General features: G+C 53.9%; 11 protein-coding genes and 1 tRNA gene. 7 read left to right on the top strand and 5 right to left on the bottom strand.

What is annotated here, in order from left to right; all coding sequences use genetic code 11:
• The first annotated feature begins 2 nt into the window (after positions 1-2).
• The 4 genes from JMJ04_RS15130 (at position 3) to JMJ04_RS15115 (ending at position 4,290) form a co-directional block, all read left to right on the top strand.
• Complete coding sequence (locus tag JMJ04_RS15130) at positions 3-743, top strand: IMP cyclohydrolase (RefSeq protein WP_201371290.1); 741 nt, start codon at positions 3-5, stop codon at positions 741-743.
• A 180-nt stretch (positions 744-923) separates the two neighbouring features.
• Complete coding sequence (gene waaF, locus JMJ04_RS15125; RefSeq protein WP_201371289.1) at positions 924-2,261, top strand: lipopolysaccharide heptosyltransferase II; 1,338 nt, start codon at positions 924-926, stop codon at positions 2,259-2,261.
• Positions 2,258-3,085, top strand: coding sequence for a GNAT family N-acetyltransferase (locus JMJ04_RS15120; RefSeq protein ID WP_201371288.1), 828 nt, complete (start codon positions 2,258-2,260; stop codon positions 3,083-3,085). The genes waaF and JMJ04_RS15120 overlap by 4 nt, the downstream gene beginning before the upstream one ends.
• Positions 3,082-4,290, top strand: coding sequence for a glycosyltransferase family 9 protein (locus tag JMJ04_RS15115; RefSeq protein ID WP_201371287.1), 1,209 nt, complete (start codon positions 3,082-3,084; stop codon positions 4,288-4,290). The genes JMJ04_RS15120 and JMJ04_RS15115 overlap by 4 nt, the downstream gene beginning before the upstream one ends.
• A gap of 80 nt (positions 4,291-4,370) precedes the next feature.
• On the opposite strand, the gene JMJ04_RS15110 is transcribed toward JMJ04_RS15115, so the two are convergent.
• The 3 genes from JMJ04_RS15110 to aroA all read right to left on the bottom strand — a co-directional run bounded on the left by JMJ04_RS15110 (position 4,371) and on the right by aroA (position 7,503).
• Complete coding sequence (locus JMJ04_RS15110) at positions 4,371-5,642, bottom strand: radical SAM family protein (RefSeq protein ID WP_201371286.1); 1,272 nt, start codon at positions 5,640-5,642, stop codon at positions 4,371-4,373.
• A gap of 64 nt (positions 5,643-5,706) precedes the next feature.
• Entirely contained in the window at positions 5,707-6,009 is a 303-nt protein-coding gene (locus tag JMJ04_RS15105; RefSeq protein WP_201371285.1) for a hypothetical protein, read from the bottom strand.
• A gap of 141 nt (positions 6,010-6,150) precedes the next feature.
• A complete protein-coding gene (gene aroA, locus JMJ04_RS15100; protein WP_201371284.1) occupies positions 6,151-7,503 on the bottom strand; it encodes a 3-phosphoshikimate 1-carboxyvinyltransferase in 1,353 nt (450 codons plus the stop codon).
• Positions 7,504-7,927: 424 nt separating this feature from the next.
• Here aroA and JMJ04_RS15095 point away from each other — a divergent pair, with 424 nt between their 5' ends.
• Positions 7,928-9,106, top strand: a complete 1,179-nt coding sequence (locus JMJ04_RS15095) for an FAD-dependent oxidoreductase (protein ID WP_201371283.1) — start codon at positions 7,928-7,930, stop codon at positions 9,104-9,106.
• A 146-nt stretch (positions 9,107-9,252) separates the two neighbouring features.
• On the opposite strand, the gene JMJ04_RS15090 is transcribed toward JMJ04_RS15095, so the two are convergent.
• Complete coding sequence (locus JMJ04_RS15090) at positions 9,253-10,428, bottom strand: YncE family protein (protein ID WP_201371282.1); 1,176 nt, start codon at positions 10,426-10,428, stop codon at positions 9,253-9,255.
• 323 nt (positions 10,429-10,751) lie between these two features.
• Here JMJ04_RS15090 and JMJ04_RS15085 point away from each other — a divergent pair.
• Positions 10,752-10,825, top strand: a tRNA-Arg gene (locus tag JMJ04_RS15085).
• A gap of 283 nt (positions 10,826-11,108) precedes the next feature.
• Positions 11,109-11,747: a hypothetical protein gene (locus tag JMJ04_RS15080; RefSeq protein ID WP_201371281.1), complete on the top strand. Its 639-nt coding sequence runs from the start codon at positions 11,109-11,111 to the stop codon at positions 11,745-11,747.
• 85 nt (positions 11,748-11,832) lie between these two features.
• On the opposite strand, the gene JMJ04_RS15075 is transcribed toward JMJ04_RS15080, so the two are convergent.
• Positions 11,833-13,245 (bottom strand): ATP-binding protein, encoded by a 1,413-nt coding sequence (locus tag JMJ04_RS15075; RefSeq protein ID WP_201371280.1) that lies wholly within the window; start codon positions 13,243-13,245, stop codon positions 11,833-11,835.
• Between the last annotated feature and the right edge of the window lie 44 nt (positions 13,246-13,289).

Here is a 13,289-nt window from a genome sequence, read left to right as displayed (position 1 = left end):
TTATGATAGATGCCAACACTATCGCCACCAATGCCTTCGTAAAGCATGTGCGCAGCAATCCCTATCCAGGGCGTGGACTCGTCCTTGGTCGCGCCTCAGATGACTATGGCTGGATTATCGTGTACTGGATCATGGGTCGCAGCGAACAGAGCCGTAATCGACGCTTCACTGTGTCAGGAAACGTTTTGAAGACGGAGCCGGTTGACGCCAGCCTTGTCGCCGATCCCAGCCTGATCATCTATGAGGCCATGCTCGAACTTCCTGGAATCTACCTCGTCAGCAATGGGGACCAGACGCGCACGCTGTACCAGTCCCTCCAGGCGGGGCTATCCTTTGACGCGGCCCTGGCGACGCGTGAACGTGAACCGGACGCCCCACACTTTACACCTCGCATCAGCGGTATGATCGACCTGCGGCAGCAGCCAGGCTCCATCACCCTGAGCATTCTCAAAGCCAACCAGACGAATCCAGAACTTACCGACCGCTACACCTACCATCCTGCCACGCCCGTCCCTGGCTATGGCTATGGGCTCACGACCTATATGAGTCCTGGCACGCCTCTGCCTAGCTTTACTGGCGATCCCCTCCTCCTTCCCTGCCAGGGAGCAGCAGAAGAGGTCCTCAGCTTCTACTGGAACGCGCTGAATGAGGATAATCGTATCTCACTCGCCGTGAAGCATATTACCGACGATGGCCAGAGCACTCTCCAGATCCATAACCGCTTTGAATCAGAGGTCCGCTAAGTGTTGATGTAGTGTGGCCCTGGCAGCCTGCGGCTGCCAGGGCCACACTACATTACCCAAGTATATGCGTTTCGGTCAAAAGTTTGCATCTTTCTCTTTAGCTCTCTATAATGCAGGGAGAAGATCCCCGCCCTGCCGCAGGATCGCCGCGGCAAACAGCTCACAATCTGGGACGGTAGTATGATACAGACAGCAGTCGATCCAACAATACAAGATCTCGATGAGTACGGTTACCCAACACGACCCGACGCCCAGCGCAAGCTGCGCAACGCGGTCGTCCATACCAGCCGGCGCCTCTTGCTAGGTGGCATTTCCCTGGCCCTGGGAGGTGTGGGAGCCTATCTCAAGCTGCGTGCTTTTGGGCAAGCGAGACCACCTCTCTCGCCTCAGACGTTCCATCCCAAACGCATTCTGGTCATCCGCGTCGATCTTATTGGCGACCTGGTTATGTCTATGACTGTGGTGCGCCAGTTGAAGCGGACCTACCCAGAGGCAGAGATCGACCTGCTGGCCATTCCTTCTAGCGCATCCATTGTGCGCGAAGATCCCGATATCACGCAACTGCTGACCTACGATCCCAATATCTGGCGCCGCCCCAAAGCCCTGCTGCAAACACGCAACTGGCGCGAGGCTCAAGCCCTACACCAGCAGATGCGCGAACGAGACTATGACCTGGCCGTTAGCGTCTCTGGTCCCTGGGCCAGTATCCTCTCTGTGCTCAGTCGTGCGCCGCGACGCGTTGGCTTTGGCGCGGAGGGCTATCCCGGTTTTATGACAGAGAGTGTCCCTGGCCGTCACTGGGCCGAGGGAGAGCGGAAACACGAAGTCGATTACTGTATGGAGATGCTACATGCCTGTGGCGCTACCCTTGACCAGGAGTCGCGTGTACCCACCCTGCATGTCACGCCAAAGAGTGAGCAAGAGGTCGCCGACCTGCTCCAGGTGGAGGGCATAGATCCACAGAAACCGCTGGTTGCCTGCCAGGTTAGCTCACACAATGGCTATGCGAAACGCTGGCCGATCCCCTACTGGGCGCGCCTCATAGAGCGCCTGGTAAACGAGGATGGCATGAACGTCGTCCTGACTGGAGCCCCTAAGGATCAGCCATTAATTGAGGCCGTGCTCAAACGCACACGCGCGCATATGTATAATTTTGCTGGCAAGACCAATCTGCCTCAACTGGCGGCCCTGCTTAAGCGCGCTGATATCGTCATCTCTGGCGATAGTGGCCCCATGCATATTGCCGCCGCCGTTGGCTCAGAGTTAATCGCCATTCATGGCCCAACCGATCCCCAGATGAGCGGCCCAGTGAGTCCTCACGCCACGGTGCTGCGGAGCGACATCTGGTGTAGCCCCTGCTACTTCGCCAAGGGGCCTGCCAACTGCCGCTTCCATACGACGCAGTGTATGAAGGATATTTCGCCCGAACAGGTACACTCCGCCGTCCTTAGCAAACTGGAGGGCGCTCGGATACATACGCAGGAGTCCAGCCAGTCTCTTCAAGGAGGAAACGCATGAGCCAGCAACACCAGCCAATACGCACCAACGATTCCTCTCTGCCAGCCTCGGTATCCGCGAACTTCGCCGAAGAAATGGCCTGCTTTGGACGCGTTATTCATGGTGCGGAGCTGCGAGAAGATGCGGAACTGCTCTGGTTCGCGGTCACGCCTACGCTGAATGGCGTCTTGCGTTCGCGCTTCACATCAGACGACCCGGCATACATCGAGCAACGCATCCAGGCTCTCATTGAGTACTATACGAAACGCCAGGCCAGAAGCTTCGGCTGGACACTTTATCTAGCCTCACAGCCAGCGCACCTGAAAGAGTCATTATTAGCCCAGGGCTTTACCCATGTCTACGACAATGCCATTATGACACTCGCACTATCCGCACGTGAACAGAACGTAATTCCATCGCCAACCTTAGCCATTCAGGAAGTCAGCAATGCGCAGGAACTACAACAGCTCTGCGATATTGAACAGATCGCCTTTGAGTCAACGACGGATAGGATAAAGCTCTACTACCAGACGTATCTCGCCTCTGGTTTCGGCCCAGGCCAGATCTGGCGGCACTTTATTGGCTCGCTTGATGGTCGCGTGGTTGCCAGCGCCTCGCTCTTGCTCTCCCATGGCGTAGCAGGTATTTATGGCATTGGCACGCTACCCGAGGCACGTCGCCAGGGCGTTGCCGCCAGCATGATACTTCATGTCCTTAATGAGGCAGAGCGCCTGGGTTATCATGTCGCGACTCTCTCTCCAACCGAGCAGAGCAAACGTCTCTACCAGCGTATTGGCTTTCGTACGCTGGGGCAGAAATCTTTTTATAAGCGGAGCCTGGTATGAACAATGCACAAACACACGAGACCACTGAGCCAATACACTCATCCATCACCCTGGCTCCAGATGCGCGCATCCTGGTCGTGAAGCTGGCGGGTCTCGGCGACCTGCTCCTCGCGACTCCGGCCCTAAGTGCTCTACGCGAGAGCTACCCCCGGGCACGTATCGACTTGCTGGTCACTCCCGATTCCGCGAGCCTCCTGAAGGGCTGGCCTGTAATTGATAATATTATCGTGCTGGATAAATACCTCTTCGATTACCCACAACAGATCATCAAGCATCCAAGCAATTTAAAGCGCCTCGCGGATATCTTCAAACCTTTGCGCGAGGGACATTATGACGCGGTCCTGCTCTTCCACCACCTGACACTGCGCTTTGGACGCCTAAAACACCAGGCCTTGATGCGGGCCACGGGCGCGAAGTGGCGCGTTGGTCTCGACAATGGGCATGGCTGGTTTCTCAATGTTCGGGTCAAGGACGATGGCTTTGGCGCTATACATGAAGCGGAATACAATATGGCGGTCGCGGCTGCGGTTGGCGCGACTATACACACGCCAAAGCTCGAAATTCCGCTCAGTGAAGCCGAACGCGAAGCGGCGCGCGAACTGGTCTATGGCGCAAGCGTGCCTGAGGCGGCACCCCAACCAATTATCGCCATGCATCCGGGAAGCGGTGGCTATAGCACGGCGCGTCGCTGGGCACCAGAGCGCTTCGCCCAGCTTGCCGACACGCTGTACAAAGAGACCGGGGGTCAGTTGCTGCTAGTCGGAGGGCCTGAAGAAGTCGAGCTACATCAACAGATTATGAACCAGCTTCACTCGGGCGTTCCGGTGCGTAGCCTGGCGGGGAAGGGCAATATTAAGGTTGCAACCGCTGTGCTGGAGCTAGCAGACCTCTTTATCGGCAATGACGCAGGTCTGGCCCACCTGGCGACCGCCGTGGAAACGCCCGTGGTCGCCATCTTTGGCCTGACCAACTATAAGGCCTGGGGACCCTATACCGGCGATAGGAAAGACCTGACTACGATTGTCCACCTTGATCTCCCCTGTATGCCCTGCTTCTATCGTGGGCATCAGCTCGGCACGCCCGAAGGCTGCGCGACACGCGACTGCCTGACACAGCTTGGCGTTGAGTCTGTCGCCGCTGCCGCTCGCCGCATGCTCCGCCTTCACGGCAAATGGCACGGTGCCACATCCACTGCTACAGAATAATCATCATGTATAGAAAAGGGGAGTGTGGTGGCCTGCTGGCGGAGCCAGCAGGCCACCACACTCCCCTTTTCTATACATGACTACAGCTCTGAAGGCTGTGCCTGGGCCCGCTGGATGGGACGCGTGAAATTGCCAAGCGCGACCTCTGGAATCTCGCGCCGAAGGGTTTCAATGAAGGCCTTCATTCCTAGCGCCTTCCCCATGCTGTCCAGGGCAGGCATACGTGGAAGCAGGACCTCTGGATCAATATTGAGGTTGCGCAGTTGGATCAGGCGCAGGCCCGTCTCACGCGCAAGGTTCAGGAGCGCCTCGATCTCGCGTTCACGGTCGATCATCCCTGGGAAGCAGAGCAGGTTGATCGAGGTATACAGTCCCTCTTCATGAGCACGCTTCAGTGATTCTTTGACATCCTCAAAGCGATAGCCAATGGGGCGATAATAGGCGGTGTAGGTTTCGGGATGCCCGGAAATGGTGCTGACACGAATCGTATCCAGGCCCGCGTCATATAAGCGCTGCAACCAGCGGGGATTGCTACCATTCGTGTTGATATTAATGACGCCCTGCTTCGTTTGTGCGCGCATCGCCGTAATGGCGCGCTCGATCCGCTTCCACTGCATGAGAGGTTCGCCCTCACAGCCCTGCCCAAAGCTGACAATGGCCTCTTCGGCGCTCTCCAGGTGAGGGACCGCAACCTCTACAATCTCCTCAACCGTGGGAATAAAGTCCAGACGGTCCTGAGGCGAAATCAGGTCCTCTTCTTCCTGTTTAGAGATACACCCAATACAGCGCGCGTTACATCCGGGCGACACGGCGATAGCCATCTCCCAGCGCTCAAGGAACAGGTTACTGGCGGTGGGACAGGAGTAATCCAGGGCGCAATGCGCATGCTGGCGCACGACGCGGTTTTCGGGGAAGGCCTCAAGTTTGGCATTTACCGCGTGCTCTAGCTTCTTGCGCGGAAACGAACGAGGGTGCCACTTATGGGGGTCATCCGTCTTGACGGCGGCTACGTAAAGTTCGCCGTTTATGGAGGCAACAGCACTATAGCCAAAGAAGGGCAGAGGCTCGGTCCCCGGTACCTTTTCATACTCTGGCAACAGGGTACGCGTATATCCAATGGGCAAGAGAGCCGCTACGGCCCAACCTCTGTTCGCTGCCAGCACCTGTCGCTCACCAGTCTTCTTGAGTCCAACCGCGAGACGATCCGGCATCATCGAAAGCGTCACTCCGTCTGGCAAGGGTATTAAGTCTCTGGCTTCCAATGGCTTACCACCAAAGGCAAGCGCCTGTAGCCGCGTCTCTTCGCGAATCTCTCCATCTGGAGTACTGTAAAGCAAATGTGGAACTGGCATGCTGATCCTTTATTTTACCTCGGTTACAGTCAGATTTACTATTTAAAAAAGCATCAACCCGGAGCTAATGCATGGGAGGTGGTGTCGCCGGAATACGAGGGCTTGTCGGACGCTCGTCCATAAGATCCTCGTCGTAAATACGGGGGAAGCCACCTGTGATTCCAGTCTGCGCACTGGCTGCGACCCGCTGCTCCAACAGTCGTGCATCTTCATAGACGAAGCTGAGTAAAATATGCTCACCACGCATACTCTGACAGACATGACGAATGCGTGGATGCTCGGCTTCCATCCAGGCGTTGATCATCGCTTCCAGTGCGGGCATGCTGTCGCCACACTCCGCGCTATCAAAGCCTTTAAACTTATACACAATTCAATTCCTTTCGCTGTCATCACCACGGATCTTTAGATGGATCTTCAGTCATGCCTCAATCGCCTCGTCATTACCTGATCGCAGGCTATTGTATCATCATAACTCATATTTTTCCAGCCTCTCACCAGAGAGGCCCAATTAGGCAAGTCTTACAGGTACGCCCAGTTCTTTAAGCTGCGCGAAGAACTGAGGATAGCTCTTAGAAATATGCTCGCAACCAGTCAGAGCCAGGCCCTGATGACAACGCATCCCCACAATTGCCAGGGCCATCAGGAGGCGGTGGTCATTGTGTCCATCCACGGTCACTCCTCCCTCAATCCCTTGCGGGCTACCGCGTACAATAATTGCGTCACGCTGAGGTGTGACATCGCAGCCCACACGCCGTAGTTCTGCACACAGATCGTCAATACGGTCTGACTCTTTGTAGTGCAATGTCTCGATATTGTAGAAGACGCTCTCCCCCTGGGCAAAACAGGCCGCGGCAACCAGCACCGGGATACAGTCAATGATGCGATCACCATCTACGCGAACCCCCTGGAGGGTAGTTCCTCCCCGTACCGTTACCTGCTCGCTAGCGATATCCAACTGGGCACCCATAGCCTGGTAAGCCGCCAGCAGTGCATCGCCAATCTCGTCTCCGGGCTTCAAGCGGTTTAATACCAGTTCACTTGCTGGATCAGTCGCGCTTATGCAGGCTGAGATCAGCGCCGCCGCGGAAGGATAATCGCCTGGTAAGATATACTCTCGCGCTTGATACTGCTGCTTGCCTGGAACCGATAGATGACTCAAGTCAGCCGAGTGTTCAAACTGGATGCTAGCCTCGTGCAATACCTGCAAGGTGGAGCGCACAAAGGGCTGCGATTTTAAGCCATCAATAATCTCGATCTCCAGGCCCTCTGGGAGCAGAGGGGCCAGAAAGAGCAAGGCGCTGATATACTGCGAGCTACGCGCACCCGAAATACGCACCTTGCCACCATGGAGAGCGCTTCTCCGCAAGGTGATGGGGAGGCATCCCTCTGCTCCCTCCGCCTGATACGTTGCGCCTAGCGTACTCAATGCCTCCAGTAACTCGCGATTGGGGCGTTTCCCCAGAGACTGCGGATGATCGGTTATAAAGGTGATTTCGGGCAGATAGGCACCCAGGCCCAGTAATAAACGCAGGACGGCGCCCGCGTTCCCCACATTCAAGGTAACGGCGTCTGCGGCCTGCGGATAGCCCACACCCTGCACACGTAATATGGTCTCCTCCGCATCCACCCAGTCTAATTGAGCACCTAAGGCCCGGCAGCCACGAAAAAGGGCCTCACTATCGTCGCTCTGAGCGGGATAGTAAACCATGCTTGTGCCTTTTGCAAGCGCGGCCGCCAGCACATAACGCAACGTGAAATACTTCGATGAAGGCAGTTCGGGCTTTCCCTGTATGCGAGGCGCCTCCTCTATCGCGATACGTACATCGGTGCCAACCAGTGATCGCAATTCTTCGTGTACCATATGTCTCTCATTCTCAATCTACAAATACTATGTCATTCGTTTCCGACCAGAAGCATACGTCTTCAGTAACCAGCACTCCCAGATCAATTGTTGGCCTTATCATATCATTTGGAACAAGAGTTGTCTCTTCTCTGGCATCATTTACAAAGCGCGCAAGCTTCATTCAGGGAGCTATTTGTAGATAACGTTTATCACATCTCCCTGGCAGGGATGTAATTTGTAGAGCATAACACCACACTTTTCCTCTGATATAGCATGCACAAAGTTATGACATATTGCTTACAATATATACTAAAAACACTTACATATTTACACGTAACACTGCAAAATGATAGTACGCAGCAATTCATTGATAATATACAAATATTTTGTTATAATCGTATTATTACATGTTACAGCTATTTTCCCAGGAGGCAAATATACCGTGCAACATGCAAATGTGGCCATTATAGGAGCAGGCATTGTAGGACTGGCAACCGCATACGCCTCACTACGCGCAGGTATTAAGGATGTCTATGTTTTAGAGCAATACACTGTCGACCACGCGCGCGCCACGTCTCACGGTCCCTCACGCCTACTGCGCTTTGAGTATGGATCAGACACCCTCTACCCACGTATGGTTCAACAGAGCTTACAGGCCTGGAGGCGCCTAGAACGTCACAGTCGCGCCACCCTCTATACGCGAACTGGCGTTCTTGTGCTGGGACAGGAAGAGGACAACTATACGCTCCCCGCCTACCACGTACTCCAGGAGCAGGGCATCCCCATTGATCTCCTCTCACAAGACGACTGCCACATGCTCTTTCCTCAATTCAATACCCAGGGATATGACCGCTTCACCTATAACATTGATGCGGGTCTGCTGCACGCATCGACCTGCCTACAAACCCTCAAACAACTTATTCTCGACATGGGTGGTAAGATCATTGGTAACTGCCGTGTGACACACATCATCAATGAGAATTCACGCCTGCCTATTCGTCTGCTATTAGAGAATGGACACGACCTGCTGACCGAAAGAGTTGCCTTAACGACTGGTCCCTGGATTCAGCGTATCCTTGGCGACCTGCATCTGCCCATCACAACCACACGTCAGTATGTGCTCTATTTTACGGATGTTCCCAGCACAGCCTTTGCGCTCCACACATTTCCAGCTTTTATCGCGGATGATCTCTATGGTTTTCCCCTACATACCACCAGCACCAGAGGCTATAGTTCCACCTGGTTAAAGGCCACTTCCCACGCCTTTGGCACCCCAATTGATCCGGATATGCCACCCATTATTGAACAGAGTATTGTCGCCCAGATAGCGCAAAAAGTGCGAATCCTGCTCCCAACCTTGCAAGACGCGCGCCTGGCCCATATTGATACGTGCATGTACGATGTCAGCCCCGACGAAGATTTTATTCTCGACTACCACCCGCGCGACACACGCATTGTCTTTGCAACTGGACTCACAGGGCATGGCTTTAAATTTGGCCCACTACTGGGAGAAATTCTTGGCGCATTGCTCTATCAGCAAGCCCCCTCTATATCCCTGGAGCGTTTTCGCCTGGCGCGTTTCTCGGCCTATCCTCTTGAGCAAGCACCTTCGGTCGCATAAACAAGATACTGCATACAAAACAACAATCTGCCATAACCAGACGGTAAACCTCTGGAGAGGAAACCTGATTCTGCTCTACCTTGACATGGAGGCTGAGGAGTTCGTCTACCAGGTTCTCTCCAGAGACACATTACCGCAGGAACATGCTAAAACGCATAGCCTAGCCCCTGGCGACTGGTTGTAAAGACCGGGATACCGTTACGCCAATCGATCTCCAGGTACTTGCGTGTATTCATCAAGTCAGGAAGATGCTTCACGACGGCTCGCGTCGCCGTATCAATGACGTCGCCGGAGTCGCCAACATAGACATAGCGTCCATCGCGGCTATGCAGCACCCAGCCCTCGCGCAAACAATCATACACGCAGGGCGTCTCTTCGCCCTGGAAAGCTGTTAATTTGATATCAGCAACCTTACGGGGGGCACGTTCGGGGAGACCAATTACATCAAAGACATGCACATAGCTATTGGGGGCATCAACAATATATACCTCTTTTTCATCGGGGGAGAGCGAGATACCGTGGCTGGGTGCCGACATATGCAACCCATCTACAAAGCCCTCGGCTGGAACACTATAGAGCAACTGGCCCGTCTGTAAATCGCTCACCTCAAAACCAAGGAAATGGGAGGCAGTTGTAAAGACTAGCGTCTCCTTGTTGTTCACGGTAAAGGGCCTGACGCCATCTTTGAGTGGTCCCACCTTCTTCACAACCTTGTTGCTCGCGGTATCCACTACATAGAGTTGATTATTGTTCAGCGCGCCCAGATAGGCATACTTCCCACTCAGGCCCACGACCGTGTTATGACCCGCAGCTCCGCCACCAACCTGAATCGCCTGGAGAACCGCACCATCACGAGCGCGCAATACATGCCAGAAACCCTGATACTGGTTAGAACCACCCGGCATATAAATCGACTTGCCATCAGGGGTAATCGCCATGCTATCGATACCGAAGTCGTAGCTTTTCGTCCACACCACCCTATCATGCAGCAAATCATATTTCAGCAGTGAACCGTTGCCATGCGCACCACCATTACCACCATAACTGATGAAGAGGCTAGCGGTCAATGGATCGGCGACCGCACCCCGCCCACTTTTGAGCATGGGCAAATCAATATGCCTGACAAACGCATGCGCACGGTCGATATCGTAGACATCTACGCCCCCATCGGGAATAACATAAAGATAATGCTTAGTCAGGACCGACGCTCCCTGCGCCCCGACTTGATTGGAACGCATCATCACGAATGAGAACCCGGCCAGCACAATCAGCAAGAGGGAGCAAATGAGTAACAAATTCTTATATTTACGTAGTATGTTCATAAACAACCCTTCCACATCTTCTGTCAATACCAGCGTGAGGCAATATTTGTTATCTACAGGAGGTTATACAGTGAAGGAAGTTCCCTACCATCCCGGCCCAGCACTAGCATTGCAAGTTTACATATAGGACTTTGTTCAAACGATGCATAGAAATATTCTCGTTCTCATCATATAAAACTCTAGAGTTGGAGGAGGAGTAACTTGCATGAAAATAATTACATGCAAACATCTCCGCTTTCGTTTTCACGAAAGCGGAGATTCTACACGAAAAGAATTGACAGCATGCCAATAATATGGTAGTTTATAAAAGCGCTAAGCGTGCTGCACCCATAGCTCAGTGGATAGAGCACTAGTCTTCGGAACTAGGTTGTCGGGGGTTCGAATCCCTCTGGGTGCGTTTTTTTTATGCTCTTTTACAAATGCGTTTTTTTGTATTAAGTATTATCAACGTATGTCTTGATACATACATAGACTTGGTTTGGCTCTCGGAGCGTATTGACGCACGTCGCTATACATGTTATTATTGCCCAGGCATTTCCTTCCTTTACACAAATCAATGACTCGATTCGGCCTTATTATCACCAAATATCCTGAGCGGTCAGGATGTTCCCATCCCTTTTATCAGGGTGCTATTCCGCGTTCTTTGGCTACTTCAAAAAAACAATACCAAGGGGTTACAGGTGTATACCGTTACTCTCACTGCACTCAACCGCATGTTACGCGACTATAGCTACAACGGCTGGGGCTACGCCACCTTGCCCGCAGGTATTGGGCATATTCAGGAGCCATGCCGTATCGTGCTCTCCATCTACCAGGGGGAGATTAAGACCTGTTATATTGCCGGGAAAGATGGGCAGGTCCTTATGACCGGGAAAGAGGCCCAGGACCTGATTGAGCAAGCCAACTCCCTTAGCTGGTCACTCAAGTCTTACCAGGACCCGGAGACGCCTGCTCCCTCTCATCCCGCCATTAAATCCTCTTCGCCTGACCGCACAACCCGCCCCATTCCCGCTCTTCACCTGCCCACTCCTTCGCAAGCAAGGCCCCAGGTTCCAGCAATGGAGCCACGCGTGACACGGCCCTTGCCAGCGATACGCCCACCACAGGCGACACAAATCTACCCTCTGCGCGCCAGAGAGATCCCCTTTCCCGAACTCTCACGCTGGCCGCGCAAGTGGCGTCAAATCTATATGCTCGCCAATGGCGATATGACCATTGATAAAATCGCGACAATGCTCACACTCTCACCCCAGGATATGCGCGACATCTTGCAATCAATGATCTCGCAGGGCGTAATTATCCTGCGCCAGTCCTCTTAATCATTCTTGCTCGCCGCCGGGGTGGCGCCATTGGGATTGTTGTCGTGGCACGGCCAGTACAGTACATGTACTGGCCTCTCCATGCCTACCTGCCGATCTCAGCCTCTAATTCATCGACAAATTGACGAGCCAAGCGACCAGAACGGCCAACTCGTTGGCGCTCCCACTGCAAAGCCCGGCTACGCAGTTCCTCTTCCTCAAACGCTAGCCCTCGCTGCTGCGCTAACCCCTGGGCGATCTGTAGATACTGCTCCTGGCTTGGCGCACTAAATGTAATCCGCAAGCCAAAGCGATGCACCAACGATTGCTTCTCATCCATGGTATCGCGCCAGTTTACCTCTTCGGTAGGTTTACTACGATCAGTATGTAGCTCGCGTACCAGGTTAAGCCGATTGGTCGTCGCGTAGATGAGTACATTTTGTGGACGAGCCTCTGCCGTCCCTTCAAGGAGCATTTTTAATACTTTATACTCGGTTTCATGCTCTTCAAAGGAGAGATCGTCAATAAACACAAGATAGCTCGGCGCGCGCTGGCGCAATTGCGCCACGATCTGCGGCAGATCACCAATATACTCCCTGCGCACCTCGACCAGGCGCAGCCCCTGGTCGGCGTAGGTATTGATCAGCGCCTTTACGCTCGATGACTTCCCCGTCCCTGGAGGCCCATAAAGCAGGGCATCATGTGCCGGCATACCGGCGAGAAAACGCTCAGTATTTGCCTTGAGTTTGCGCAGCTCCCGCTCATAGCCTACAAAATTGTCGAGATGAATAGCGTCGGGATGAGCAATTCCTTCAAGGATCTGCGTATTTCCCTGCCAGCGTAGGACAGCATAGCGAGCCAACGTGCCTGTTCCCTGACGCGCCCAATGCATTTCCAGCATGTCCGCCAGTTCACTCCAGTCCGCCAGTTCAGCAAGCTGGTGTATAAGAGCGGCTCGCACACTCTTCTGCCCTGACTCCTGAGCTGTTCCCAGGTCAAGCCAGGGTTCCCAGGCATCGCGCAACACGGGCATCGTCTCACCCACCACGCTTTGCACTGCTTCCCACACCACCTCAGCCGAGAGGGCGAAGAGTCGCTGTAGCGCCTTCAACTCACGCGCGGCCTGGCGATGCAGCGTAGCCGAAATCCGCGCCTGACTCCCCCACCATGCGCGCCCCTGCCGCTCGACCTGAGCCGTCCAGGGATTTTCATCCTCAAACAAGCGACCCACCAAGTGGGCCTGCCAGGCATCTGACAGTTCTGTTGTTATATACACATGCTCTGATGCAGCCAATGCGTAAAAGACCTCGCTATAGGCCGAAGCAACCTGCATAGGCACCTGCTCGGCACCTGCTAAAAGCCGTAGTAGGTGTAAGAAGGCCTGCCCTGGTTCATCATCAAGAACATGTTTTAAAAGCGCCAACCCCTGCGCTCCATACAGCGCCTCTTGCATCGCCGAGGCGATGCGTTTATTGACCAGAAAAGAGGTCGTCACATTTTTGCCTTGCGTTGTTGTCATGCATTAACCCCGAATCACTCTTTTTTTTGCCTCTATAACCACAT

This window comes from Ktedonobacter robiniae (genome assembly GCF_016587375.1).
GTDB classification, from domain to species: Bacteria; Chloroflexota; Ktedonobacteria; order Ktedonobacterales; family Ktedonobacteraceae; genus Ktedonobacter; species Ktedonobacter robiniae.
The sequence above is the reverse complement of the archived record's forward strand: the minus strand, read 5'-3'. Positions and strand labels throughout refer to the sequence as shown.